The 24,069-nt window shown below is 73.1% G+C and carries 27 protein-coding genes; 3 read left to right on the plus strand and 24 right to left on the minus strand.

Translation table 11 applies throughout. From position 1 onward, the window contains the following. Positions 1-79 precede the first annotated feature (79 nt). The 11 genes from ACH9EU_RS02975 to ACH9EU_RS03025 all read right to left on the minus strand — a co-directional run bounded on the left by ACH9EU_RS02975 (position 80) and on the right by ACH9EU_RS03025 (position 10,951). Complete coding sequence (locus ACH9EU_RS02975) at positions 80-1,261, minus strand: malic enzyme-like NAD(P)-binding protein (RefSeq protein ID WP_396412445.1); 1,182 nt, start codon at positions 1,259-1,261, stop codon at positions 80-82. Between the two features lie 237 nt (positions 1,262-1,498). Then, positions 1,499-2,119, minus strand: a complete 621-nt coding sequence (locus tag ACH9EU_RS02980) for a Fe-Mn family superoxide dismutase (RefSeq protein WP_396412446.1) — start codon at positions 2,117-2,119, stop codon at positions 1,499-1,501. A 117-nt stretch (positions 2,120-2,236) separates the two neighbouring features. After that, entirely contained in the window at positions 2,237-2,764 is a 528-nt protein-coding gene (locus ACH9EU_RS02985; protein ID WP_396412447.1) for an SRPBCC family protein, read from the minus strand. A 391-nt stretch (positions 2,765-3,155) separates the two neighbouring features. Then, positions 3,156-4,427 (minus strand): MFS transporter, encoded by a 1,272-nt coding sequence (locus ACH9EU_RS02990; RefSeq protein WP_396412448.1) that lies wholly within the window; start codon positions 4,425-4,427, stop codon positions 3,156-3,158. Continuing rightward, positions 4,424-4,846, minus strand: coding sequence for an SMR family transporter (locus ACH9EU_RS02995; protein WP_396412449.1), 423 nt, complete (start codon positions 4,844-4,846; stop codon positions 4,424-4,426). The genes ACH9EU_RS02990 and ACH9EU_RS02995 overlap by 4 nt, the downstream gene beginning before the upstream one ends. Continuing rightward, positions 4,836-5,153, minus strand: a complete 318-nt coding sequence (locus ACH9EU_RS03000) for an SMR family transporter (RefSeq protein ID WP_396412450.1) — start codon at positions 5,151-5,153, stop codon at positions 4,836-4,838. Before ACH9EU_RS03000 ends, ACH9EU_RS02995 begins: the two co-directional genes overlap by 11 nt. A gap of 4 nt (positions 5,154-5,157) precedes the next feature. Then, a complete protein-coding gene (locus tag ACH9EU_RS03005; protein ID WP_396412480.1) occupies positions 5,158-7,029 on the minus strand; it encodes an amylosucrase in 1,872 nt (623 codons plus the stop codon). Positions 7,030-7,530: 501 nt separating this feature from the next. Then, positions 7,531-8,466, minus strand: a complete 936-nt coding sequence (locus ACH9EU_RS03010; RefSeq protein ID WP_396412451.1) for a glycine betaine ABC transporter substrate-binding protein — start codon at positions 8,464-8,466, stop codon at positions 7,531-7,533. A 33-nt stretch (positions 8,467-8,499) separates the two neighbouring features. Next, a complete protein-coding gene (locus ACH9EU_RS03015) occupies positions 8,500-9,168 on the minus strand; it encodes an ABC transporter permease subunit (protein WP_396412452.1) in 669 nt (222 codons plus the stop codon). Further along, entirely contained in the window at positions 9,165-9,845 is a 681-nt protein-coding gene (locus ACH9EU_RS03020; RefSeq protein ID WP_396412453.1) for an ABC transporter permease subunit, read from the minus strand. Before ACH9EU_RS03020 ends, ACH9EU_RS03015 begins: the two co-directional genes overlap by 4 nt. After that, a complete protein-coding gene (locus ACH9EU_RS03025; protein ID WP_396412454.1) occupies positions 9,842-10,951 on the minus strand; it encodes an ATP-binding cassette domain-containing protein in 1,110 nt (369 codons plus the stop codon). Before ACH9EU_RS03025 ends, ACH9EU_RS03020 begins: the two co-directional genes overlap by 4 nt. Positions 10,952-11,069: 118 nt before the next feature. Between ACH9EU_RS03025 and ACH9EU_RS03030 the strand changes: the two genes are divergently transcribed. Next, on the plus strand, positions 11,070-11,597 hold the full coding sequence (locus ACH9EU_RS03030) for a 2'-5' RNA ligase family protein (RefSeq protein WP_396412455.1): 528 nt from the start codon (positions 11,070-11,072) through the stop codon (positions 11,595-11,597). 16 nt (positions 11,598-11,613) lie between these two features. On the opposite strand, the gene ACH9EU_RS03035 is transcribed toward ACH9EU_RS03030, so the two are convergent. Next, on the minus strand, positions 11,614-12,069 hold the full coding sequence (locus ACH9EU_RS03035) for a GNAT family N-acetyltransferase (protein WP_396412456.1): 456 nt from the start codon (positions 12,067-12,069) through the stop codon (positions 11,614-11,616). Positions 12,070-12,144: 75 nt separating this feature from the next. Between ACH9EU_RS03035 and ACH9EU_RS03040 the strand changes: the two genes are divergently transcribed. After that, entirely contained in the window at positions 12,145-12,381 is a 237-nt protein-coding gene (locus ACH9EU_RS03040) for a DUF6953 family protein (protein ID WP_396412457.1), read from the plus strand. Between the two features lie 66 nt (positions 12,382-12,447). On the opposite strand, the gene ACH9EU_RS03045 is transcribed toward ACH9EU_RS03040, so the two are convergent. From ACH9EU_RS03045 to ACH9EU_RS03060, 4 genes are all read right to left on the minus strand, one after another. Beyond that, entirely contained in the window at positions 12,448-13,044 is a 597-nt protein-coding gene (locus tag ACH9EU_RS03045; RefSeq protein WP_396412458.1) for a YetF domain-containing protein, read from the minus strand. A gap of 3 nt (positions 13,045-13,047) precedes the next feature. Then, entirely contained in the window at positions 13,048-14,919 is a 1,872-nt protein-coding gene (locus tag ACH9EU_RS03050) for an ABC transporter transmembrane domain-containing protein (protein ID WP_396412459.1), read from the minus strand. Between the two features lie 223 nt (positions 14,920-15,142). Beyond that, complete coding sequence (locus ACH9EU_RS03055; protein WP_396412460.1) at positions 15,143-15,628, minus strand: DoxX family membrane protein; 486 nt, start codon at positions 15,626-15,628, stop codon at positions 15,143-15,145. Positions 15,629-15,690: 62 nt separating this feature from the next. After that, complete coding sequence (locus tag ACH9EU_RS03060; RefSeq protein ID WP_396412461.1) at positions 15,691-16,179, minus strand: MarR family transcriptional regulator; 489 nt, start codon at positions 16,177-16,179, stop codon at positions 15,691-15,693. Positions 16,180-16,282: 103 nt separating this feature from the next. On the opposite strand from ACH9EU_RS03060, the gene ACH9EU_RS03065 reads away from it, so the two are divergent. Continuing rightward, the gene (locus ACH9EU_RS03065) at positions 16,283-16,915 is read left to right on the plus strand and encodes a hypothetical protein (protein ID WP_396412462.1); all 633 of its coding nucleotides are present in this window, start codon (positions 16,283-16,285) and stop codon (positions 16,913-16,915) included. Between the two features lie 16 nt (positions 16,916-16,931). Here ACH9EU_RS03065 and ACH9EU_RS03070 read toward each other — a convergent pair whose 3' ends face one another. From ACH9EU_RS03070 to ACH9EU_RS03105, 8 genes are all read right to left on the minus strand, one after another. Then, positions 16,932-17,603: an MOSC domain-containing protein gene (locus tag ACH9EU_RS03070; RefSeq protein WP_396412463.1), complete on the minus strand. Its 672-nt coding sequence runs from the start codon at positions 17,601-17,603 to the stop codon at positions 16,932-16,934. Beyond that, complete coding sequence (locus ACH9EU_RS03075) at positions 17,600-17,989, minus strand: monovalent cation/H(+) antiporter subunit G (protein WP_396412464.1); 390 nt, start codon at positions 17,987-17,989, stop codon at positions 17,600-17,602. The genes ACH9EU_RS03070 and ACH9EU_RS03075 overlap by 4 nt, the downstream gene beginning before the upstream one ends. 2 nt (positions 17,990-17,991) lie before the next feature. Beyond that, entirely contained in the window at positions 17,992-18,249 is a 258-nt protein-coding gene (locus ACH9EU_RS03080) for a monovalent cation/H+ antiporter complex subunit F (protein WP_396412465.1), read from the minus strand. Beyond that, a complete protein-coding gene (locus ACH9EU_RS03085) occupies positions 18,246-18,623 on the minus strand; it encodes a Na+/H+ antiporter subunit E (protein WP_396412466.1) in 378 nt (125 codons plus the stop codon). Before ACH9EU_RS03085 ends, ACH9EU_RS03080 begins: the two co-directional genes overlap by 4 nt. Next, positions 18,620-20,125, minus strand: coding sequence for a monovalent cation/H+ antiporter subunit D family protein (locus ACH9EU_RS03090; protein ID WP_396412467.1), 1,506 nt, complete (start codon positions 20,123-20,125; stop codon positions 18,620-18,622). Before ACH9EU_RS03090 ends, ACH9EU_RS03085 begins: the two co-directional genes overlap by 4 nt. Beyond that, positions 20,122-20,595: a sodium:proton antiporter gene (locus ACH9EU_RS03095; RefSeq protein WP_396412468.1), complete on the minus strand. Its 474-nt coding sequence runs from the start codon at positions 20,593-20,595 to the stop codon at positions 20,122-20,124. Before ACH9EU_RS03095 ends, ACH9EU_RS03090 begins: the two co-directional genes overlap by 4 nt. Further along, a complete protein-coding gene (locus ACH9EU_RS03100; protein ID WP_396412469.1) occupies positions 20,580-23,525 on the minus strand; it encodes a DUF4040 family protein in 2,946 nt (981 codons plus the stop codon). The genes ACH9EU_RS03095 and ACH9EU_RS03100 overlap by 16 nt, the downstream gene beginning before the upstream one ends. A gap of 87 nt (positions 23,526-23,612) precedes the next feature. After that, on the minus strand, positions 23,613-24,020 hold the full coding sequence (locus ACH9EU_RS03105; RefSeq protein ID WP_396412470.1) for a hypothetical protein: 408 nt from the start codon (positions 24,018-24,020) through the stop codon (positions 23,613-23,615). Between the last annotated feature and the right edge of the window lie 49 nt (positions 24,021-24,069).

A 24,069-nucleotide genomic window follows, 5' to 3' on the forward strand; every position in this document is an offset into this window, starting at 1 on the left:
CGCGGCCGGCGGCCCGCCCCGCGAGCGACCACGTCCGTCCCGGCCGGCCACGGCATCTCGTGGCCGGCCGGCCGGATCCTCAGGACCTGGCGTCCTCCTGCGCGCACCGGGCCACGGCCTGGGCCACGGCCGGTGCGACCCGCCCGTCCAGGGCCGAGGGCACGATGTAGTCGGGGCTCAGTCCGTCCTCGGCGGCGATGGCCGCGATCGCCCGGGCGGCCTCGAGCTTCATGGCCGCGGTGATCCGCCGCGCCCCGGCGTCCAGCGCGCCGCGGAAGATGCCCGGGAAGGCCAGGACGTTGTTGATCTGGTTCGGGAAGTCCGACCGGCCCGTGGCCACCACGGAGGCGTACTTCGCCGCCACGTCCGGCATGATCTCCGGGTCCGGGTTGGCCAGGGCGAACACGACCGCGTCCTCGGCCAGTTCGGTCAGGAACTCCTCGGGGATCTTCCCGCCCGAGACCCCCACGAACACGTCCGCGCCCTCCAGGGCGTCCTTCGGCCCGCCGATCAGCCCGCGCGGGTTGGTGCGCGCGGCGTAGTCTGCCTTGATCGCGTTGAGGTCGTCCCGCTCCCTCGAGACGATCCCGCGGGAGTCCATCAGCACCACGTCGGCGATGCCCTGGGCCAGCAGGATCTCCGTGATCGCGATCCCGGCCGCTCCGGCCCCGGCGATCACGACCTTCAGGCCCGCCAGGTCCTTGCCCACCAGCTGGGCCGCGTTGAGCAGGGCGGCCAGGACGACGACGGCGGTGCCGTGCTGGTCGTCGTGCATCACGGGGATGTCGAGCTCCTCGATCAGCCGCTGCTCGATCTCGAAGCAGCGCGGAGCGGAGATGTCCTCGAGGTTCACCGCCCCGAAGGTCGGGCGCAGCAGCGTGACCGTGCGCACGAACTCGTCGACGTCCTGGGTGTCGAGCACGATCGGGATGGAGTCCAGGCCCCCGAACTCCCGGAACAGCGCCGACTTGCCCTCCATCACGGGCAGGGAGGCCGCGGGGCCGATGTCGCCCAGGCCCAGGACGGCGGACCCGTCCGAGATCACGGCCACCAGGCGTCCGGCCCACGTGTGGGTCTTCGCCATGGCGGGGTCCTGGTGGACGGCGCGGGACACCTCGGCGACCCCCGGCGTGTAGGCGATGGACAGGTCGCGGCGGGTCTTCAACGGGAACTTCGACACCACGGTGAGCTTGCCGCCCTCGTGGTTGCGGAAGATCTCCTCGTGCGTGATCGGGCCGGGCTGCTGGGTGTCGTCGCTCATGCGTGGTCCTCGTGCTCTCGTCCTTGAGTGCGAACAGGTTCCCCGACATTGTGCCCCACGGAGCCGGTGGGCGGGTGACTGGGCATCGTGCGCGGCCGGTGGATCCCCCTCCGCGACGGCACAGGGCTCCCCCGCGAGGGCACGACCCCTCCGCGACAGCACAGGGCCCCCGGTCCGCGCGTGCGGTCCGGGGGCCCTGTGCGGCCGGCGCGGGACGCCGGCCGGGCGGGAGCGGGATCAGATGATGGAAGAGGCCCCGCTGCGCGCCTTCTCGAAGCGCGTCTGGACGTCGGCCCAGTTCACGATGTTCCAGAAGGCCTTGACGTAGTCCGCCTTGACGTTCTGGTAGTCGAGGTAGAAGGCGTGCTCCCACATGTCCAGCTGCAGCAGCGGGATGGTCGCCACGGGGACGCCGTTCTGCTGGTCGTACATCTGCTCGATGACCAGGTTGCCCGCGACCGGCTCGTAGGCGAGGATCGCCCAGCCGGAGCCCTGGATCGTGGTGGCGGCGGCCGTGAAATGGCTGCGGAAGGCGTCGAACGAGCCGAAGAACTCGTCGATCGCCGCGGCGAGCTCGCCGGTCGGCTTGTCGCCGCCCTCCGGGGAGAGGTTCTGCCAGAACACCGAGTGGTTCACGTGACCGCCCAGGTTGAACTGCAGGTCCTTGGACAGCTTGGCCGCGGCGGCGCCGTCGCCGTTCGCCCGGGCCTCCGCCATCTTCTCGAGGGCGGTGTTGGCACCGGCCACGTACGTGGCGTGGTGCTTGTCGTGGTGCAGCTCCATGATCTTCGCGGAGATGTGGGGCTCGAGCGCCGCGTAGTCGTAGGGAAGATCGGGAAGCGTGAACTTCTCGGCCATAGGAGAATCCTTTCGATAGCTGTCGTGTGGTTCCACACTCGTCCCACGCGCGCGCGGGGGTCAAGGAGGTTCCGCCACCAGCGTACGGTTCCGCGGGGAGACGGTGGCGCGCGTGTCTCAGATGATGTCGGGCGGGTGCTCGTGCGGACAGCGGGGCGGGTGCGGAGTCAGCTGGGACGGGACCGTGAAGACGTAGTCGCCCGTCTCGACGAGCACCTTGAGGTCCTCCAGGACCTTCCGGGCCCGGTGCCGGACCGCGGGAGCGAGCAGCGGCCAGAGCCAGGCCTTCGCCTCGGTGAAACGCCCGTCCACGACCTTCTCGATCCGGGTCCCGCCCTCGGCCGGCTCCCACGAGATGCACGCGTCGAGGTCGGCGAGCCCGCGCGTGGTGCGGATCCCCAGTCGACGGCCGGGGACGTGCTCGGAGACGATGTTCACGTAGCCGAAGCGCAGTGGCCCCAGCCGGACCACCGACTCGATCGACGTGCCGATCTGCAGGGCGGACGTGCTGACGTGGAAGTTCTCGTCCCGGATGCCGTGCCACCGGGCGAAGCACCCGGGATCGAGCAGGAACCGCTCCACGAGCCGGGGGTCCGCCGCGACGACCACGGTGTCGACCAGCCGGAACGTCGGGGAGCCGGTCATTCTCGTTCCTTCCGTGTCCCCAGGGCCCTGCCCGGAACGGGCCGGCGGCACGGGCGGAGTGGGGATGTTCTCCTGCCGCACGCACCACTGTAGTGAGCGGCCCGGACACCGGAGCCGGGAGCCGGTGGTGCACAGCCGGTGGAGAAGGTTGTCCACAGGTGTGGACGATCCTGTGAAGAAATAGAACGTGTGTACCCCTGATCGGTGCCCTCCGCTGTCGCCCCTGGTCACCACCGGGCGAAAAGGTGCGGGAGGTACGTAATTCCACCCGTGGAAGTTTTCCACGCTGTGGACAAGGGCTGTGGAGAACCTGTTGAGAAGCAGCATCGACATGTCATGCAACATCCCGCGCGGCCACCCGGGCCCCGCGGCGGGAACCTCCGGGCCGAGGTCAGCCGCCGCGCTTCCTCGACCGGGAACGGACGAACAGGGCGAGCACCGCGCACGCGAGGTAGCAGACGAGCACCACGCCCCACCCCACGGCGAACGAGCCCGTGGCCTGGAGCAGACCGCCCATGACCAGCGGGCCGGTGCAGAAGCCGGCGTAGAGGCCCATGGTCACCACGCCGGAGGAGGCGCCGACCCGTTCCGCGCTCACCGCCCGGATCGCCCCGGACATCACCACGACGCTCGCGGCGAGGGCGGCGCTCCCGTGCAGCACGGCGGCCGGCCACACCGTCCAGGCCAGGACCGGGAGGAGCGGTGCCACGAGCATGAGCGCCGCTCCCACCCCGGATCCGAGGGCCATGACGAGCAGCAGCACGAAGCCGTCCGCCCCCGGCCGGTCCATGACGCGCGCCCACAGCACCCGCGACGCCATGCCGAGCAGCGCCGCCACCGAGACCGTGGCCCCTGCCGTGACGAGGTCGAGGCCGAGGGCGCGGTGCGCGAAGAGGGGCAGGTAGACGTTGGACGCCTGCATGCCCAGGCCCATGAGCGCGGCGGCGGCCGCGTACGCGTGGACCACACCGGGCATCCGGGCCCGGCCCCGGTCGGAGGCCGTCCGGCCCCCGAGGATCGCCGGCAGGCCCCGGGTCGCCGCCCGGCCGCGGGCGGACGTCGGCGCCGGGGTGCCGCCGTGGTTGACCGGGACCGTGAACCAGCCGTGCACGAGGAGCCCCAGGACGGCCACCGAGGCCAGGGCGACGGCGATCCGCCAGCCGAGGACCAGCCCGAGCACCGGGAAGACGAGTCCGGCCACGAACTGTGACGCCTGCACGCCGGCCTGCTTCATCCCGAGCCAGCTCGCACGCCGGGACGCGGGCACGTGCAGCCGGATGAGCCGGTTCGTGGCAGGGTTGGCCATGACCTGGCCCAGCCCGGAGAGGACCATGGCGACCAGCAGCACCGCGTAGCCGGGCGCCGCGGCGGAGACGAGCATCGCCAGGGCGGCGCCGCCGAACATGACGGCCAGCAGGGTCCGCGCGCCCAGACGGTCGGCCCACCGGCCCGTGCGCACGGCCGTGACCGAGGCGACGAAGAACGTCACGGCCGCGAGGAGACCGAACTGCGCCTCGGTGATCGCCAGGTCCTCGATGACCAGCGGCGCCATGGCCGAGAGACTGTGGGTCAGGACCGGACCGACGGCCATGGTCGAGACGAGCACGAGCATCAGGTTGGCGCCGGGGGCCCTCGGAGCGGCCGCGCCGGACACCGGCGTCACGGCGGCTCCTCGACGCTCCGGCGTTCGCCGACGACCCGGTGCTGCGCGGCACCCCGGTGCTCGGCGGCGTTCAGGCCCACGACGCACGCGACGATCCCCGCCAGGAACACCGCCTGGAGCCAGGAGAGGACCTGCTGCCCGGTCCCCACCGCCCAGGCCACCGTGAGCACGGCGCCGATCCCGGTCCACACGGCGTAGGCCGTGCCCATCGGCACGACCCGGGCGGCACGGGCCAGCGTGAGCATGCTCAGCACGAGCGTCACGGCGAAGAGGGCCGTGGGACCGGGCCGGCCGAGGCCCGCCGACGCCCCGAGCGCGGTGGCCCACACCGCTTCGAGCACCCCGCTGAGCACCAGCAGCCCCCAGGCCCGGGAGCGCTCGTCCCGGCACGACCCGGCCGGCGGCCGCTCAACCGGCAAGACGCAGCCCGATCACGCAGACGACGATGCCGAGGACCAGAAGCGCCTTGACGAGCGTCGCGGCCTCGCGGCCGGTCAGCATGGACCACGCCACGGTCAGGGCGGCACCGATGCCCACCCACACGGCGTAGGCAGTGCCCGTGGGCAGCGTGGTCATGGCGTGGGCGAGGCCCAGCAGGCTCGCGGCCGCGGCCACGAGGAACACCACGACCGGGCCGGGCCGGCGGAAGCCGTCCGAGGCGGCCAGCGCGGAGGCCCAGACCGCCTCGAGCACGCCCGAGAGCACGAGCACGGTCCACGCCCCCACGGGGTCAGTGCTTCGGGACGACGCGGATCCACAGGAACCCGTGGGCGTCCAGGAGCAGACCGTGGCGCAGGTCCAGTTCGTCGTCCCCCTGCAGCTCCGTGGCCAGGGGCAGGAAGCCGGAGAGGGTCTCCCCGGTGACGAACTGGGACCAGTCCGAGAAGTTCGCCAGGCACAGCACCATGGTGTTCGACCCCGGCCGCTGGTAGCCCAGCACGTGCGGATTGCGGGCGTCGAAGGGGATCAGGGCGTTGCCGTCGAACTCCGGGGCGTTGCGGCGCAGCTCGACCATCCGGCGGATGCCGCCGAAGATCCGGCCCTGCACCGAGAACAGCTCGTGCCGCCGTTCGTAGTCCTCGGCCGGTCGGAGCGGCCGGTGCACCCAGCGGGCGTCCCCGGCGTGGGCGGGGTCCTGGTCCCACGCGGGGTCGTTGAGCTGGCCCACCTCGTCCCCGAGGTACAGCAGCGGGACGCCGCCGGTGCTCATCGCCACCGAGTGCGCGAGCAGGATCCGGTCCACCGCGGGGCCGGGGTCCGTGGCCAGGCCGAGCAGGGACGCCGTCGTCCCGCAGACGCGGCAGTCGCCCGTTCGCGGGTTCTCCTGGAACGGGACGCCGTCGGCGAAGCTGCCGGGGTGGCGCCCGGTGTAGAACGCGTTGAGGAAGCGCCGGTGGTCGTGCCCCTGGAGGCCGAGCCGGGCGGCGTCCTCGTCGGAGAACGTCCAGCCGATGTCGTCGTGGCCCCGGACGTAGTCGACCCATGCCGTGCCGGGCGGCAGCGAGTGGCGCTCCGCGAGCGCCTGGGCGAGCAGCTTCGGCTCCCGGGTGGCCATGGCCTCCCAGGTGAGGGCCATCTGGAGCGGGTTGTAGGAGAGCTGGCACTGGCCCGGTTCGATGTAGCGCACGACCTCGTCCGGGTGGACGATCGCCTCGGACTTGAACAGGACCGAGGGCGCGGCGATGCGGCACACGGCGTTGTAGGCGCGCAGCAGCACGTGCGCCTGGGGCAGGGACTCGCACGCGGTCCCGAGCTGCTTCCAGATGAAGGCCACGGCGTCCATCCGCAGCACCTCGACGCCCTGCGCGGCCAGGAACAGCAGCTCGGCGGCCATGGCCCGGAACACCGCGGGGTTCGTGTAGTTGAGGTCCCACTGGAAGGAGTAGAACGTGGTCCACACCCAGCGCGGGTCGTCCTCGCTCGCGCGGACGCGGGTGAAGGAGCCGGGGTGGTCGTCGGGGAAGATCTCGCGCGTGGTGCGCTCGAACTGCTCCGGGACGGTGCGGTCAGGGAAGATCCAGTAGTAGTCCTCGAACTCCTGCTCCCCCGCCGCGGCCCGCCGGGCCCACTCGTGCTCGTCGGAGGTGTGGTTGAAGACGAAGTCCAGCACGAGGCTGATCCCGTGGGAGCGCAGCTCCCGGCTCAGGTCCGCCAGCTCCTCCATGGTGCCCAGCCGGGGGTCCACGCGACGGTAGGAGGACACGGCATAACCGCCGTCCGAGTTGCCCTCCGGCGCCTCGAACAGGGGCATGAGATGCAGGTAGGTCAGGCCCAGTTCCCGGAAGTACGGGATCTGGTCCCGGATGCCCTGGAGGTCGCCGGCGTAGCGGTCCACGTAGCAGACGCCGCCGAGCATCTGCCGCGAGCCGAACCAGGACGGATCCTGCTCGCGCCGGGCGTCGAGGGCCTTCAGGTCCTCCGGGCGCTCGGCCCAGGAGCGCGCCAGCTGCAGCCCGAGCTCGGCGAGCTGGTCCAGGAAGTCCTCACGGTGCCCGTAGATCTCGGCGAACAGGAGCGTCAGCCGTGGGAAGTGCTCGTCGAACCGCCGGTCGAAGTCCTCCCACCCGGTTCGTCCGGGCGCCTCGGGACGTCGCTCACGCATCCGGTCGCGGACGCTCGCCGTGACGACACGCGCCTGGTTCTCCGGCGACAGGCCCGGGATCCCGGGCGTAACGGTGTTGGACACACTAGCTCCCTCGGTCGTCCGCACCAGCGGCGGGCGCGGTCTCCGAGCTCGAGATCCTCCTTGACGACGAGCCCTCGGATGGTCACGGACACCGCCCCGCCGGACGGCGGGACTGCTCCGCACCACAGCATACTGATGCGCCCACGGCTTTTCCGACAGGACCGATGCCGTGCTCCACATCCCTGTGCACAGAGTTGTCCACAGGTGTGGACAGGCTCCCGGGAACGCGTGGTGAGTTCCGGCCCCCGGCCCCGCCCGAGCAGGCCCGGTGCGTCGAGGGGGCCCGCGGGACCCGTTCGACGGGTGTGGAGAACCCTGTGCAGGACGGCTGCCGAGGTGGCCCGACGACGACGTCGCCCCTGGAACACGGACACGCCCCGGGACGCTCGCGTCCCGGGGCGTCACCTGCGGCAGGGCTCAGTACCCGTTGGCGGAGAGCCACTCCTGCGCGGCGTCGGCCGGGCTGACCGGGTCGTCCCCGCTGACCTTGCGGTTCAGCTCGAGGAGGTCCTCCGTGGTGAGCGCGGCGGACAGCTCGTTCAGGGCGTCCACGGCCTCCTGCGGCAGCCGGTCCGCCGAGGCCAGCGGGAGCACCTGCTGGGCGATGAAGTTGTTCTCGGGGTCCTCGAGCACCACGAGGTCGTTGTCGGCGATCGCCGGGGTGGTCGTGAAGATGTCCGCCACGTCCACGTCCCCGTCCAGCAGCGCCTGGACCGTCAGGGGCCCGCCGCCGTCGTTGATCGGCTCGAAGGACTGCGGCACGCACCCGTACCTCTCCTCGAGGCCCTGCAGCCCGTAGGCCCGCTCCGCGAACTCGGGGGGACCGCCGAGCACCAGCTCGTCGCAGACCTCCGCCATGTCCGCGATGCTGGTCAGCCCGTACTCCTGCGCGGTCCCGGCGGTGACGACCATGGCGTCCTTGTTCTGCGCCTCGGCCGGCTCCAGGACGGTGAGGCCCTCCGGCAGCGCGTCCGGCAGCGCGTCCATGATCTCCTCGGCGGAGCTCGCCGTGGCCTCCGGGTCCGCGAAGAGCAGGAGGTTGCCGGAGTAGTCCGGGACGACGTCCACGGACCCGTCCTGCACGGCCCCCACGTAGGCCTCCCGCGCTCCGATGCCGAGGGAGGTCTCCGTGTCGATGCCCGCGGACTCCAGGGCCCCGGCGTAGAGCTCAGCCACGATCTGGCTCTCGGGGAAGTCCGCGGAGCCGACCGTCACGGTCCCGGTGGTGCCGTCGGCCGTGCCGCCGTCCTCCGCCAGGGGGTCGCCGCCGCAGGCGGTCAGCCCCAGGACCAGGGCGGCACCCAGGGCCGGTGCGGCGGCACGGCGGAGGACGGTGGGGGAAGGCGTGGTCATGGTGGTTCTCCTGTCGGTCGGGTGGGTCGGGGGTCAGGCGGCCGGGCGCAGGCCGGGTGAGGTGGCGAGCCGCTGGGCGAGGGCGAGGGCCGCGTCCACGGTGAGCGCGAGCAGCGCCACGAGCACCACGGACCCCAGCATCCGGTCGTAGTCGCGCACCGCCAGGCCGTCGATGAGGTAGCGGCCCAGTCCGCCGAGGTTGATGTAGGCGACCACGGTCACGGTCGCCACGACCTGCAGGGCCGCGTTGCGGATCCCGCCGAGGATCACGGGCAGCGCGTTCGGCAGCTCGACGCGGGCCAGCACCTGGGCCCCCGTCATCCCCATGGCGGTGCCGGCGTCCTTGAGGGCCGGGGACACGTTCGCGATCCCCGCGTAGGTTCCCGAGAGGATCGGCGGGATCGCCAGCAGCACCAGCGCGATGATCGGCGGCACGGCCCCCAGGCCCAGCAGCAGGGTGAACAGGGTCAGCAGGCCCAGGGTGGGCAGCGCCCGCAGGGCCCCCGCCAGGCCGACGACGACGCCGGAGCCGCGCCCGGTGTGCCCGACCCACAGGCCCAGCGGGACGGCCACGGCCAGGGCCACGGCCAGCGTCACGCCGCTGTACCCCAGGTGCTCGAGCAGCCGGACCGGGATGCCACCCGACCCGGACCAGTTCCCGGGGTCCGACAGCCAGGCGACCGCCGAGCCGAGGAAGCTCATCTCTCCGCCCCCCGCCGCACGCGGGGCAGGGGCCTCCGGGCGGTCCCCGCCCGCTGCCATCGGGTGAGCGCGTGTCCCGTGCCCCGCAGCACCAGGTCGACGAGCACCGCCAGGACCACGGTCAGGACGATGCCGACCACGATCTCCTCGAGGATCGACCGGCGCAACCCGTCGGTGAAGAGGGTGCCGAGGGAGCGGACGCCGATCACGGCGCCCACGCTGACCATCGAGATGTTGCTGACGGAGGCGACCCGCAGCCCGGCGACGAGCACCGGGACGGCCAGCGGCAGCTCGACGGCCAGGAAGCGCCGCAGGGGACGGTAGCCCATCGCGGTGGACGCCTGCAGGACGTCCCGGTCCACCGACTCGAAGGCGTCCACGGAGGACCGGACGAGGATGGCCACGACGTAGACCGTCAGTGCCACGACGACGTTGACCACCGACGTGATCTGCGTGCCGAGGACCAGGGGGAGGACGACGAACAGCGTCAGTGAGGGGATGGTGTACAGCAGGGAGGAGCCCGTGACGAGCACCGGGCGCAGCACCGGGTTTCGCGTGGCGAGCCGGGCGACGGGGACCGCGACGAGCACCCCGAACAGCAGCGGCAGCACGGACTGGACGAGGTGCGTGCCCGTGAGCTCCAGGACGTAGGGCCAGTTCCGGGCCGTCCAGGTCATCGCGGCGTCCGCCCGCCGAGCCGCGCGTCCTCGATGGCCGCCACGATCTCCGCCGGTTCCATGACGCCGGCGGCCCGGCCGTCGTCGTCGACGACCACCGCCAGCCCCGAGGGCGAGGACAGCGCGGCGTCCAGGGCGCTGCGCAGGGAGCCTCCGGGCCGGTGCAGCGTGCCCCCGACCACGGGCTCGTCCTCGGCGCCGCCGCGCACCCAGCCGCGCGGGGCGCCGTCGTCGTCCACCCGCAGCACCCACCCCCCGGGGAGCGGGTCCGCGCCCGGCCCCGCGACGCCGTGGCCGCCGTCCGGGCGCACGGTGGCCACCGGCCGCACGGGGATGTCGTGGGCCGGGTCGAAGGTCAGCGAGCGGAAGCCGCGGTCGCGGCCCACGAAGTCCGCCACGAAGTCGTCGGCGGGCGCCCGCAGCAGCTCCTCCGGGGTGGCGTACTGGGCCAGGCGACCGCCCGTGGCGAAGACCGCCACCCGGTTGCCGAGCAGGACGGCCTCGTCGATGTCGTGGGTGACGAAGACGATCGTGCGGTGCAGGCGCTGCTGCAGGTCCAGGAGCTCGCGCTGCAGGTCCTGGCGCACCACCGGGTCCACGGCGGAGAACGGCTCGTCCATCAGCAGGACCGGCGGGTCCGCGGCGAGCGCCCGGGCCACCCCGACACGCTGCTGCTGCCCGCCGGAGAGCTGGGCCGGGTACCGCCCGCCGAGCGCCGCGTCGAGACCGACTGTGGTCAGCAGCTCGCGGGCCCGTTCCCGCGCCTGCTTCCGGGGGACGCCGTTGAGCCGGGGAACGGTCGCGATGTTGTCGAGCACGGTGCGGTGCGGGAGCAGCCCGGACTGCTGCATCACGTAGCCCATGGAACGGCGCAGCTCGTGGGCCGGCACCGAGGCGATGTCGCGGCCCTCCACGGTGATCGTGCCCGAGGTCGGCTCGACCATGCGGTTGATCATCCGCAGGGAGGTCGTCTTGCCGCAGCCGGAGGGACCGACGAAGACGGTGAGCGACCCCCGGGGGATCTCGAGGTCCAGGGCGTCGACGGCCGTGGTCCCGTCGGGGTACGTCTTGCCGGCGCCGTCGAAGCGGATCGCGATGTCGGTCATGGAGATCCTCCCCTCGGCGTCCGGCCAGTATAGGCGCGCGCCTCCGGAGCCCCCCGCTAGACTCGCGTCCACCGGGACGGCCCGCACACGGGCCCGGCGCGCACGGAGGAGGTGGGCGATGCACAGCCTGGAGCTGCTGCTCGGCGAGGCGGCCGAGGCGTCGGTGCGCGCCGACTGGGAACGGCTGGTCGAGGCCGGACTGCCCAGCTCCGGGCGGCACCGCTCCGACACCAACAGGCCCCACATCACCCTCGTGGCGGCGCCCTCCCTCGCGCCGGAGACGGTCCCCGGCATCGACGAGCGGGTCGCCGCGGCCGCCGGGTTCGTGGACCTGCCGCTGGCCACCGCGGGAGTGCTGCTGTTCGGGCCGGGCCGGGGCGGCTACGTGGTGGTGCGCCAGGTCGTGACCACTCCGGAGCTGCTCGAGCTGCACCGGCGGGTCTGCACCGCCGTGGGCACCGTGCGCGGGCAGGTCCGCACCTCCTACCCCGGCGCGTGGACCCCGCACGTGACCCTGGCCCGGCGGATGCGTCCGGAGCAGGTGGCCACGGCGCTCGAGGTCCTCGAGCCGCACCCCGCGCCCCTGCGGGCCGTGGCCGTGCGGCGCTGGGACGCCGACGCCCGCACCGTGGTGCGGCTCGCCTGAGGCGTCGCGTCAGAGCTCAGAGCTCCAGCTCGTAGGAGAAGGTCAGCCCGCCGTCCCCGCCCTCGAAGCGGGTGAAGCCCACCGATTCGTAGAGCGCCCGGGCCGCGACGTCGTCCTCGCTCGTCGCCACGTCCACCAGATCGGCGCCGGCCGCGCGGGCCCGCTCGAGAACGGCGCTCAGCAGCGCCCGGCCCACGCCGTGTCCCCGTCGCCCGGGCACCACGTAGAGCTCGGCGAGGTACCACTCGTCGCCCGCCGACCACAGTCCGGGCCGGACCCGGACCACCGCGATCGCGTCCGGCCCCTCCCCCGCCAGGAGCACGATCGTGCCGCCGCGCCCCACGAGCTCCGCGAGCCGGCGCGAGAGCCACTCCGCCCCAGGCGTGGGATCGCCGAACTCGCGGTTGAACGCGTCGAGGAGCCGCCCCGCCGCCGCGAGCTCCGAGGGGCCGGCCGTCCGCACGCGCACCATGGGCCCATGGTTCCACCCGGCCGCCACCGCGGCCACCCCCGTCGGCCGGGGCTCCGACCCGCGTAGGCTCGTGCCATGACGAGCGCACAGGACATCGCCGCCTGGATGGTGGACCGCATCCGCACCGAGGGACGGCTGTCCCAGGACCAGGCGGTCCAGGAGATCCCCGAGAGGTTCGGGCCCGAGTGGGTCCGGACGCTCGAGAACGGTCACACCGCGATCAGCAAAGAGGTGCTGGCGGCCTTCCGCAAGGCCCACGGCGGCACGGTCCAGTGGGACCGCGACCGCCGCTTCTGGTCGCCCAAGCAGTGAGCGTCCCGGCCGCCCGGGCGGCCGCCCGGCGGCGGGTGGGTCCCGACCGCACCCGGGCCCCGCTGCTCAGCGGCCGTCCGGCTCCCCGCGCAGGAGTTCCCGCGGCACCAGGTGCGCATCACGGACCCCGCGGAGCAGCCGGGGGTCCACCGGCTCGCCGCGGCGCAGGACGCTGATCGTGCCGGAGGGTTCGAAGACCACGCACGCGATCTCCTCGAGGCTCCGCACGCCCGCCTTGCGCAGGGCCCCGAAGAGCTCGGCCTCCACGACGTGGGCCCGGTGCAGGTTGCGCTCGAGGATCCGCTCGCCGGCCATGAGCAGCACCGCCGGCGCGTTCATCACGGCGGCACCGCGCACCCCGGCGCGGATGCGCCCGAAACCGGCTTCCAGGGCGAAGAGCGTCGCCAGCCCGAGCACCCCCGCGGCCAGGGTCGGCGGGTGCCCGAGCACCACCCGGCCGGCCACCGCCCCGACCATCACGGTCACCACGACGTCGAACGTCGACATCCCCGACAGCACCCGCTGTCCGAAGATCCGCACGAGCACCAGGAACGCCAGGTAGATGCCCACGGCCGAGAGCACCACGGCGAGGGCGTGCGTGGCGTCGATCCCCAGCCTCGCGGCGAGGTCCTCGGGGAACGGCGCGAGGACGGCCCGGTGCACGTGTCAGACCTCCTGGTCCGCGAACTGCGTCTCGTAGAGCTCCGCGTAGCGTCCGCCCAGGGCCAGCAGCTCCGCGTGCCGCCCGCGCTCGACGATCCGGCCCTCCTCGACCACGAGGATCTGGTCGGCGGAGCGGATGGTCGAGAGCCGGTGCGCGATGACGAGGGCGGTGCGCCCCGCCATCGCCTCCCGCAGCGCCGCCTGGACGTAGGCCTCGTTGGTCGAGTCCAGCGCCGAGGTCGCCTCGTCGAGAATGACCACCCGCGGGGCGGCCAGCAGCAGTCGGGCGATCGTGAGCCGCTGACGCTCTCCCCCGGAGAGCCGGTAGCCGCGCTCGCCCACCACCGTGTCCAGCCCGTCGGGCAGCGCCCGGATGACGTGCTGCATCCGCGCCCGGGCCAGGGCGTCCCACAGCTGGTCGTCGGTCGCGTCGGGGCGCCCCAGGGCCAGGTTCGCCCGGATCGACTCGTGGAACAGGTGCCCGTCCTGGGTCACCATGCCGATCGTCTCCCGGAGGGACGCGAAGGTCGCGTCCCGCACGTCCGTCCCGCCGATCAGCACGCGCCCGGACGTGACGTCGTAGAGCCGGGCCACGAGCTGGGCGATGGTCGACTTGCCGGCGCCGGAGGACCCCACCAGCGCGACGGTCCGGCCGGGGAGCACCCGGAAGCCCACCCCGTGCAGGACCTCCTCGCCGCCGCGGCCGTCCAGCACCGCGACGTCCTCCAGCGAGGCCAGGGAGACCTCCTCCGCGGAGGGATAGGCGAAGTGCACGTCGTCGAACTCCACGGGGACCGGGCCGGACGGGATCTCGCGTGCGCCGGGCCGCTCCTGGATCAGGGGCACGAGATCGAGGATCTCGAAGACCCGCTCGAAGCTCACGACCGCGCTCATGACGTCCATCCGGGCGTTCGCGAGCATGGTCAGGGGTGTGTAGAGGCGGGTCAGCAGCAGCGCGAGGGTCACGACGTCGCCGGCGTCCAGGTTCCCGAGGATCGCCTGCGCACCGCCCAGCCCGTAGACGAGCGCCAGGGCCAGCGCGGAGACGAGGGTCAGCGCGGTGACGAACGTGGCCTGCAGCATGGCCACGCGCACCCCGATGTCCCGGACGCGTCCGGCGCGGTGGGCGAACTCGGCCGCCTCGGTCTCCGGACGGCCGAAGAGCTTGACGAGCGTGGCCCCGCCGGCGGAGAAACGCTCGGTCATCTGCGTGGACATCGAGGCGTTGTGCTGGGCGGCCTCGCGCTGCAGGCTCGCGAGGCGCCCGCCCATGGCCCGTGCGGGGACCAGGAAGATCGGCAGCAGCAGGACCGACAGCGCGGTGACCTGCCAGGAGATCGAGACCATCACGACCACGGTCAGCAGCAGGGAGACGATGTTGCTGACGACCCCGGAGAGGGTGTTGGAGAACGCCCGCTGGGCGCCGATGACGTCGTTGTTGAGCCGGGAGACGAGGGCTCCGGTGCGGGTGCGGGTGAAGAAGGCGATGGGCATCCGCTGCACGTGGTCGTAGACGGTGGTGCGCAGGTCGAGGATGAGACCCTCCCCGATCTGGGAGGACAACCAGCGGTTGAGGACGCCCAGGCCGGCGTCCACGACCGCGACGACGGCGATGGCCACGGCGAGCCAGACCACCACGGAGACCTCGTCGCCGCCGGTGATGGCGTTGACGACGTCACCGGCCAGGATCGGCGTGACCACGCCGAGCAGCGCCGTGAGCACCGAGATCACCAGGAACACGGTGAGTCTCGTCCGGTGCGGGCGGGCGAAGGAGACGATCCGCCGGATGGTGCCGCGGTCGATGCGACGGTCCTTGACCTGCTGGCCCTGGACCGTGCGCCACATGACCATGTGCGGCGAGTTCTGCATGCTCATCGGCCTGCCCCGATCTGCGGGGACCACCCGCGCTGGATCCGGCGCGACGCCGAGGTGCGCGCCGCGCCGGACCGATCTTACGCGCCCCCGCCGACACCGACCCGCAGGCCCCGTCACGTGGCCCCGTGGAGGGGTGCCCCCGCCCGACGCCCGGCGGGACGGCCACGGGCCCCTACGCCGCGGCGTACCGCGGCGCAGGGGCCCGTGGCCCGGGGAACGAGGGTCAGGCGGCCCGGCGGCGCCGGGCGGCGATCAGGGCGTCGACGGACCAGCGGCCGGCGCCGGCGAGGGCGTACAGCAGCGACGCGGCGGCGAGCAGCAGGACGAGCTCGATCCCGCCCTCGGCGACGAAGAAGCCGCCGGCGAGGTGCACCAGGACCAGGGCGCCGAGCATCTCGAGGGCCAGCAGGGTGCCGACCACGCGGGTGCCGAGACCCAGGACGAGCAGCAGCCCGCCCACGAGCTCGAGGGCGGCGGCCACCGGGGCGGAGATCTCGGCCATCGGGATCCCCATCTCGCCGAAGGAGGCCGCCGTGCCGGCGACGGTCCACTCGGAGAACTTCTGCCAGCCGTGGAGCAGGAACGTGATGCCGAGGACCACGCGCAGGACGGTCAGGCCGGTGGTCGCGGCGGCGGTCCCGGGGACCGGCGCGGCGGGGCCGGAGGAACGGACGGAGGACGTGTGCTGAGGAGCTTCAGTAGTGGACATGTCACCACTGTAGCCGAGAATTACTTGCTGTGGCAACCTTTACGACGGCATGGATTTTGCCGTCACGTGCGCTCGGCGGCCAGTCCGAGCGCGGTGGGTCCCGAGGCGTCGTCGTCGATGATGCGTCCGATGAGGGCGAGCTGGCGGACCTGCTCGGCCGTGAGCCGGTCGACCACCGTGCGGCGCACGTGCTCCACGTGCCCGGGGGCGACCTCCTCGACCTTCTCCAGGCCACGGTCCGTGATCTCCGCGAGCACGACCCGCTTGTCCTTCACGTCCCCCGTGCGCACCACGAGGCCGTCGCGCTCCAGACGCGCGACGATCCGGGAGAGCCTGGACTGTGAGGTGTTGGTGACGGCGGCCAGGTCGGACATGCGGCGGCGGCGGTCCGGGGCCTCGGAGAGCATGGCCAGGACGAGGTACTCGGCGAGGCTCAGCTCCGCCTCGGCCTGCAGCTGCGACTCGATGCTGCCGGGCAGGGTGAACATGATGGAGACGAGGGCGAGCCACGCCTCGCGCTCCTCGGGGGACAGCCATCGGGTCTCGGTCATGGCCGCCAGTCTACGAGTGATTGTTTGACGCCTCAATCAAACCGGCCCCGGACCCCGACGCGCGCGGAGCGGCCCGTGGCGGGAGCCGCCCATAATGGTGGACATGGACTCCCTCGGCACCTGGCCCCGTCCCCTTCCCCCGGACGAGCGCGACTTCGACGCCCAGGTCGTGCGGCGGCTGCGGGCCGGCGAGGACGACGCCGACCGCCCGCCGCCGCGCGAGCGGGCGGGCGCCTGGCTCCTGCTGGTGATCCCGCTCCTGGCCGCGGTCGCCGTGGTCCTGCTGTGGCAGCAGTGGTCGCGGTCCGGCTCCACGTGGTTCCTGGTGCTGGTCGCCGGGGTCCTCGTGGGAGCGGCCCTGTGGTGGGCGGGGCGGCTGCGACGCACCCTCGGCTCGGTCCGGGCGCTGCTCGGACGGCGGCTGGCCGACGTCGTGGACCACGGCGTCGGCGTCGTCCAGGAGCTGACCCTGGAACCGGCCGGGGACGAGGCGGACGCCGACAGCGCCGGCCGGGTCCGGGCCCGTCTCGACCTGTCGGTGAACCCCGTCCGCGGCTCCCGGTTCCGCACCGTGGTGGAGGCCGTCTACGAGTCCGACGCCGCGCTGCTCCTCGAGGTCGGCTCGCACGGGCCGGTCCGCTTCCTGCGGCACGACCCCGAGGGGACCACGGTGGTCGACACCCGCCTGTCCGAGGAGCAGGTCCGGCAGGTCTACCGGGCCGTCGCGCTGAACTGAGCCTGCCCGGCCCCGCTCACCGGCCCGCCGCGTCCTGCACCTGCTCCTCGGCCATCCGCCGCAGCTGGTCCCGCAGGTCCTCCCCGGCGGCCAGCAGGGCGGGCAGCTGCTCCCGCTCGGTGGTCTGGGCGCGGAAGGCGTCCACCACCCGGACCCCGTGCGTCGCGCGGTGGACCAGCTCGACGGGCATTCCCGCCCGGACCTCCCCCGGTGCGAGGACCTTGAGATAGGCTCCGGTCCGGCCGCGCTCGGTGAACCTCCGCAACCAGCCCCGCACCTCCATGGCGGCCCGGAAGGTGCCGCACGGGATGCGGGCGTCCGTCACCTGCAGCAGCACGTCGCCGATCCGCCAGCGGTCGCCCAGCCGTGCGTCGTCGACGTCGAAGCCCGAGAGCGTGAGGTTCTCGCCGAAGGATCCGTCCGGGAGCTCCCGGCCGAGCTCGCGCTCCCAGTGGTCCAGCTCCTCGCGCGCGAAGGCGTAGACGGCCTGCTCGGTGCCGCCGTGGTACGTGCTGTCGCCGATGAAGTCGCCGGCCACCCCGGAGACCCGGTCGCCCCCGCGGGGGCCCGGGTCGCGGAGCTCCACCGGGCCGTCCACCGGGTGCTTGCGGATGCCCGTGGACCGGGACGGCTTGGCCGGGTTCCCCTCGGGCCGGCCGACGTTGACGTTGCGCACCGTGGCGGTCATGGCGTTCCCTCCTCGTTCCCGGGGAGCGTCTCGGCGGCGTCCCCCAGCTCGTTGTGCCGGGTCGGAGAATACACGGCCGAGCCGATCAGGTAGCCGGACCGGACGACCGCCATGGCGCCCACGGAGGAGGTCACGAGCTGGAGCACCACCGCGGCCAGCAGCTTGACGGCGGTCGTGACCCCCGGGACGAAGAAGAACACGCCCAGGAGGATCAGGGCCACTCCCACGCCGGCCGCGGTGGCCACGGCCGAGGACCGGGTGTAGAGGTCGGGCAGGCGCACGATGCCCACCATGGCGGTGAGGAAGACCAGGGACCCCAGCACGATCAGCACCTGGCCGACGACGCTCATCCAGAGGTGCTCGTGCAGGACGGGGTCGAAGACCATGCTCACCGCCTCCCGTTGGTCAGCGCCCGGGCGAGCGACACCGTGGCCAGCAGGCCCACCAGCGTCGCCACGAGCACCAGGTCGAACACCGCCCGGCTGCCCACCAGGACCCCCAGCAGGGCGATCAGCCCGATCACCGAGAAGAACAGCAGGTCCGAGGCGATCACCCGGTTGGCGTCGTTGGGGCCCACGAACATGCGGATGCCGGCGACGACGACGGAAACCGTCAGCACCAGCACGCCGAAGAGGATGCCGATCACGGGGGTGCTCCTTCCGGTCGGGCCGCGCGCAGCAGCCGGTCCTCGAATCCGCGCAGACGGCGCCGGGCCGACTCCGGGTCGTCGTCGTACATGACGTGGACGTACAGGTCGTAGCCGGCGGGCCCGCCGCTCCGGGCCCCGTCCCGGAAGACGGTGGCCAGGGTCAGGGTTCCCGGGGTGAGGGAGATGAGCATGGCCAGCGTGGCGGTCTCGAACTCGTTGCGGCACCGGGTCCGGAAGCGCACGACGATCGGGGAGGACCGTTGCCGCACGGTGAACACATCGTGCATCACCGTGAGGTTGGAGACCAGGACCTCCCTGGTGAACCACAGCACGAACCCCACCACGCGGGGCAACCACGTCACCCACTTCACGTCCCGAACACCGCCTCCACGTACGCCCGGGTGTCGACCAGGCCGTCGGCCGCCACGGCCGAGACCCCCAGGAGCAGCTCCCCGCCCACACCGAACGTCAGCGTCACCAGGGCCAGGACCAGCGCCGGGGCGACGAGCCGCGCGGGGATGCGCCGCTCCCGCACGCCGGTCGACCCCACGACCTCCCCGGACGAGTCCTCCGGCTCGCCCAGGAACATCTTCCCCCAGACCTTGAGCATGGACAGCAGCGTGAACAGGCTCACGACCACGGCCACGGCCGCCACCGCCACCTGCCCCTCGCCGAACGCGGCGAGGACGAGGGCCAGCTTGGCCACGAAGCCCGAGAACGGCGGCAGACCCACGAGCGACATGGCCGCCGCGAAGAAGACGGCCGCGGTCAGGGGCTCGCGCCTGAGCAGCCCCGTGACCTCGCCCAGGGGATGGCGCCCGTAGGCGATCTCGACCGCGCCGACCGACAGGAACAGCGACGCCTTCACGACCGTGTGGTGGAGCAGGTAGAAGATCCCCGCGGTCAGCCCGGCGGGACCGAAGAGGGCGACACCCAGCAGGATGTAGCCGATCTGGCTGACCATGTGGAACGCCAGCACGCTGCGGGCGTCCCGCTCGCCCACCGCCCCGAGCACTCCCACGACCATCGTCAGGGAGAACATCACGAGTCCGACCCACAGGAACTCCTCCGCCCCGTCGAACAACACGGCGTAGATCCGGTAGATCGCATAGATCGCCACCTTGGTGTGCAGCCCCGAGAAGAGGGCCGTGACCGTTGGGGACATGAACGGATAGGTCCGGGACAGCCAGCCGTGCACGGGCACGACGGCCGCCTTGACGGACAGGGCGACGAGCACGACGGCCACCGCGATCGCCAGTGCGGAGTCCTCCGCGGCACGGCCGGCGAGCTCTCCCAGGTTGACGGTGCCCACCACGCCGTAGACCAGGGCGACGCCGGTCAGCAGCACGGTCGAGGCGAGCAGGTTCACGGTCACGTAGATCCGCGCCGAGGTGACCTGCATCAGCCGTCCGCGGCCGCGGTGGGCCAGGATGATCAGCCCGTACGACGGCAGGAGCATGACCTCGATGAACACGAACAGGTTGAAGAGGTCCGCCGTCAGCAGGGCTCCGTTGAACCCGGCCGTCAGCACGAGCACGAGGGGCGCGAAGAACCGCTTGCGCGCCTGGTGCGAGACCACGCCGAACCACGCGCTGATCAGCGTGAGGGCACCGGTCATGGCCAGCATCAGCGCCGAGAGCATGTCCGCGGCGAACGGGATGGAGATCCCCACCGGCCACTGACCGACGGCGTGGGCCAGCACGGTCGGGCCCCTCCCCAGGGCGGCCACGAGCCACAGGGAGGCCACGACGTCCGCCCCGAGCACGGCCAGCAGCGTGATGCGGCCGAGGCGCCGGGGGTCGCCCAGCAGCACGAGCGCTCCCGCCGCGAGCAGCGGAACGACCACGAAGAACGGGAGCAGGCCCGCGCTCATCCGCGACCACCCGGGGGCCTCCTCCACTGGGAGGCATGGCTCCCGGCGGCGTGGCTGCCGGTGCCGCGCACCGGGCCGGGCCGCAGCTCGTCGGCGGCGAGCGCTGTGGACCCCCCGGGGGCGCGGTCGATGAGGACCGGCGTCTCCATCTCCCTGCCGGTGAGCTCGAGGTCGGTGTCGTCGTCGGCGTCGCCGGTCACGGCGAGCACGAGCAGGTAGATGGTCACGGCGAAGCTGATGACGATCGCGGTCAGCACGAAGGCCTGGGGCAGCGGATCGGCGGTGACCGCCGGGTCCGGGCCCGACCCGAGCGCCTCGCCGCGCCGGTCGGCCCCGCCCGCCGCCAGGATGACGAGGTTCACGGCGTGGCTGAGCAGCATGAAGCCGATGACGACGCGGACCATGCCGCGGCGCAGCATCATGAACACGCCGCCGGCGACGAGCACGCCGACGGTCAGGGCGATGGCCATCGGCGCTCCTTTCCGGTGGTCTCCCCGGGGCCGCGGGCACGGCGCCGACGGCCCGGCGACGGGGGAAGGGTCCGGTCCCCGTCATGGTGCACCACGCCGCTGGGCGCCGTCTCGCTGCTGTGCGGCGTGGCCGTGGTCGCGGTGGCGGGGGGATTCGGGTACAGCACCGAGGAGGCGGAGCCCGCGTGGCGGACCGGGAGGGGCTCCTTCTCGTCGACGCCCAGCCGGCTGATGGCGGCGACGATGACCCCGACGACGGCGAGGTACACGCCGACGTCGAAGATCAGCGCCGTGGTGACGTGCAGGCCGAGCACGGAGAGGTGCAGCGGCCGGAGGAACGACCCCTCGAGCAGGCCGAGCAGCCCCACCACGACCGCGACCACGACGCCCGCGCCGATGAACCGCGTGTAGGGCAGGCGCATCCGGCTGACCCGGTCGTCGGGGGCCGTGAGGTAGACCAGGGCGATGCCGGCGGCGCCGATCAGGGCGGAGATGAACCCGCCGCCGGGGGCGTTGTGCCCGCGCAGGAGGAAGAACAGCGACAGCGCCACGATGACGGGGCCGAGGGTGCGGGCGGTGACCCGCAGGACCATGGTGTTGTCCCGGGGGCTGCGGATCGGCGAGCTGTCCGGTTCGGTGATCGGGCTCGGCCGCTTGGGCAGCAGCCCGCGCGACTCGATGGCCACCACGATCGCGATCCCGGCCACGCCCAGCACCGTCAGCTCGCCGAGGGTGTCCAGGGCACGGAAGTCCACGAGGATCGTGTTGACCACGTTCGTCCCGCCCGTGTTCTCCTCGCCCTCCTCCAGGAAGTACTCGCCGGCGGGGGACAGCGCGCGCCGGTCCGTGAGCAGCCAGGTCGCGGCGGCCGCGCCCGCGCCGGCCAGGACGGCCACGGCCGCCGCCACCCATCCCCGGCGGAGGCCGGTGCGGTGGAACGTGGAGGGCAGCCGGTTGAGGAGCAGGACGATGACCACGACGGTGAGCACCTCCACGAGCAGCTGCGTCAGGGCCACGTCCGTGGCCCCGAGGGCGTAGAACCACAGGGCGACCGCGAAGCCGACGTCGCCCGCGATCGTCAGCAGCGCCACGCGGCTGCGGGCCCGCAGGGCGAGGACCACCCCGATGAAGACGAGGACCAGCAGTGTCCAGTCGGTCATGGTGGACGGGTCGCCGTAGAGGCCGGGCACCTCCACCGTCACCAGGCCGACGGCGGCCACTGCCACGAGCACGACGACGGGCGGCAGCAGGTGCCGGTGCGGCACGTCGGACCGGGTGGGCCGGCCGACCTGCTCCCCCAGCGCGATGGACCCGTCGCGGAAGGCCTCCACCACGCCGACGCCGGTCACCGGGAACGATCCCCGGCCCAGGGCGCGGTCCACGGTCCGGCGCCCCAGCACGAGCAGACCGCCCAGGCCGAACACGGCCAGCGACATCAACAGCTCCGGCGACCACCCGTGCCACAGGCCCAGGTCCGGCTCGGCCCCCGGCCCGGCGACGGCGGCGGAGGCCGCTCCCAGGAGCGGTCCGGCCGCAGGGCCCGTGAGTCCGAGGGCGAGGCCCGCGAGGGCCACCACGGCCACGGGCGCCAGGAACGCCGCCGACGCCTCCCGGGGCGCCTCCGCCGGGACGCGCCCCGGGAGCACCGTGAGCATCCGCGCCGAGTAGGCGAACGTGCAGGCCGCCGCGATCACCGCCACCGTCCCCGAGAGCCACACGGCCGCGTCCGTGGCGGGGCTCTGCGCGAGGGCCTTGAACACGGCCTCCTTGGAGACGAAGCCGAACAGCGGGGGCAGGCCCGCCATCGAGGCCGCGGCGAGGACCATGGTCCCCGCGGTCCAGGGCATGGCGCGGGCCAGCCCGGACAGCTCACGGATGTCCCGGGTGCCCGCCTGGTGGTCGACCACGCCGACGGCCATGAACAGGGCCGCCTTGAACAGCGCGTGGGCCGCCACGTGCACGGCCGCCCCGACCGCCGCGTACTCCGTGCCGATGCCGATGGTCGCCGTCAGGAAGCCCAGCTGGCTCACCGTTGAGTAGGCCAGCAGCTCCTTGAGGTCGTGGCTCCGCAGCGCGAGGACCGCCCCCATCAGCGCCGTGAGCAGTCCGACCGAGACCAGCAGGACGTTCCACACCGGCACCGCGTGGAGCGCCTCCGTGAAGCGGAGCATGAGGTAGATGCCGGCCTTCACCATCGCCGCCGCGTGCAGGTAGGCGCTCACCGGGGTGATCGCCACCATGGCGTCCGGCAGCCACGCGTGGAACGGGAACTGCGCGGACTTCGTGAAGGCCGCCACGGCGACCAGGACGGCCACCGACACGGCGACCCCGGGGGACGCACCCCACACGTCGTCGGCCAGCACGGCGCTGAGCCGGGTGGTCCCCGTCGCCGCCCACATCACCGCCACCGCGGTGAGCAGGCACAGCCCGCCGGCCGCCGTGAGCAGGAACGTCCGGATCGCGGGGTCGCGGCCGGCGGGCCCGGAGCGGGCGATCAGCAGGAACGAGCACATCGTGGTCAGTTCCCACGCCACGAGGAGGAGCACGAGATCGTCGGCCAGGACGAGGCCCAGCATCGCCGCCGCGAAGAAGGTCATCAGCGTGTAGAAGGACGCGTGGTCCCCGCTCCCCAGGTAGCGCGCCGACCAGGCGATCACCACCGCGCCGATCACCAGGACGATGAGCCCGAAGAGCAGCCCGAGCCCGTCGACCCGCAGGTGGAAGGTCACGCCCAGGGTGGGCATCCACGGGACCTCCTGCACCACCCCCCGCGGATCCTCCCGCCCGTTCCACACGGTGACCAGCGCGCCCGCGAGGACGAGCAGGCCCGCGGCGAGGGGCCAGCCGGCGTTCCGGCCCGCGTACCGCCCGAGCACGGCGGCCGCAGGGACCAGGAGAACCGTGAGGGCGAGCACGAGGAGGAGGGACACGTCTGACAACCGTCCGGTCGGAGGAAACGCGCGGTCCGGGCGGACCCGTCAGGCCGGCTGGTGCGACCGGCCGGGTCCGGCCCGTTCTCAGTGAGGCGGCTTCACGGCGGCCGATCCTCGCGGGGGCACGACCGGGGTGGCCTGCGTCTCGGCCTCCGGCTCGGCGGCCGGGCCGGGCCGGGCCGGCGGAGCGTCGCCGTGGCGCGGACCGCCGGCGTCGTGGGAGCCGGCGTCGTGGGAGCCGGCGTTCGCCCCGGCCGTGCGTGGCCGGCGGCCGGGGAGGGAGGGTCGCCGTCGACCCTCCGCACCGGTGGTCCGGGGCGCGTCGTCGATCGCGGTGACGGAGACGGCCACCGCGTTGAGGACGAGCCCGGCCAGCGCGAACACCCACGCCGCGACGGGGTTCCAGACCATGCCGAAGAAGACCCCGAGCACGATCAGGGCGACCGAGGTCAGATAGGCCGGGGTGAGAACGCGCTGGACGTTGAACTTCATGACTGCCATTCCATCACGTGCGCGCGCCGATCGACCAACGCGCCCGGGC

This window comes from Kocuria rhizosphaerae, from assembly GCF_044462265.1.
Taxonomy (GTDB): Bacteria; Actinomycetota; Actinomycetes; order Actinomycetales; family Micrococcaceae; genus Kocuria; species Kocuria rhizosphaerae.

Coding starts and splice junctions, on each gene's coding strand:
- ACH9EU_RS02975 (WP_396412445.1), bottom strand. CDS start 1,261: ATGAGCGACGACACCCAGCAGCCCGGCCCGATCACGCACGAGGAGATC.
- ACH9EU_RS02980 (WP_396412446.1), bottom strand. CDS start 2,119: ATGGCCGAGAAGTTCACGCTTCCCGATCTTCCCTACGACTACGCGGCG.
- ACH9EU_RS02985 (WP_396412447.1), bottom strand. CDS start 2,764: ATGACCGGCTCCCCGACGTTCCGGCTGGTCGACACCGTGGTCGTCGCG.
- ACH9EU_RS03005 (WP_396412480.1), bottom strand. CDS start 7,029: ATGCGTGAGCGACGTCCCGAGGCGCCCGGACGAACCGGGTGGGAGGAC.
- ACH9EU_RS03010 (WP_396412451.1), bottom strand. CDS start 8,466: ATGACCACGCCTTCCCCCACCGTCCTCCGCCGTGCCGCCGCACCGGCC.
- ACH9EU_RS03015 (WP_396412452.1), bottom strand. CDS start 9,168: ATGAGCTTCCTCGGCTCGGCGGTCGCCTGGCTGTCGGACCCCGGGAAC.
- ACH9EU_RS03020 (WP_396412453.1), bottom strand. CDS start 9,845: ATGACCTGGACGGCCCGGAACTGGCCCTACGTCCTGGAGCTCACGGGC.
- ACH9EU_RS03025 (WP_396412454.1), bottom strand. CDS start 10,951: ATGACCGACATCGCGATCCGCTTCGACGGCGCCGGCAAGACGTACCCC.
- ACH9EU_RS03030 (WP_396412455.1), top strand. CDS start 11,070: ATGCACAGCCTGGAGCTGCTGCTCGGCGAGGCGGCCGAGGCGTCGGTG.
- ACH9EU_RS03035 (WP_396412456.1), bottom strand. CDS start 12,069: ATGGTGCGCGTGCGGACGGCCGGCCCCTCGGAGCTCGCGGCGGCGGGG.
- ACH9EU_RS03040 (WP_396412457.1), top strand. CDS start 12,145: ATGACGAGCGCACAGGACATCGCCGCCTGGATGGTGGACCGCATCCGC.
- ACH9EU_RS03050 (WP_396412459.1), bottom strand. CDS start 14,919: ATGAGCATGCAGAACTCGCCGCACATGGTCATGTGGCGCACGGTCCAG.
- ACH9EU_RS03055 (WP_396412460.1), bottom strand. CDS start 15,628: ATGTCCACTACTGAAGCTCCTCAGCACACGTCCTCCGTCCGTTCCTCC.
- ACH9EU_RS03060 (WP_396412461.1), bottom strand. CDS start 16,179: ATGACCGAGACCCGATGGCTGTCCCCCGAGGAGCGCGAGGCGTGGCTC.
- ACH9EU_RS03065 (WP_396412462.1), top strand. CDS start 16,283: ATGGACTCCCTCGGCACCTGGCCCCGTCCCCTTCCCCCGGACGAGCGC.
- ACH9EU_RS03070 (WP_396412463.1), bottom strand. CDS start 17,603: ATGACCGCCACGGTGCGCAACGTCAACGTCGGCCGGCCCGAGGGGAAC.
- ACH9EU_RS03075 (WP_396412464.1), bottom strand. CDS start 17,989: ATGGTCTTCGACCCCGTCCTGCACGAGCACCTCTGGATGAGCGTCGTC.
- ACH9EU_RS03090 (WP_396412467.1), bottom strand. CDS start 20,125: ATGAGCGCGGGCCTGCTCCCGTTCTTCGTGGTCGTTCCGCTGCTCGCG.
- ACH9EU_RS03095 (WP_396412468.1), bottom strand. CDS start 20,595: ATGGCCATCGCCCTGACCGTCGGCGTGCTCGTCGCCGGCGGCGTGTTC.
- ACH9EU_RS03105 (WP_396412470.1), bottom strand. CDS start 24,020: ATGAAGTTCAACGTCCAGCGCGTTCTCACCCCGGCCTATCTGACCTCG.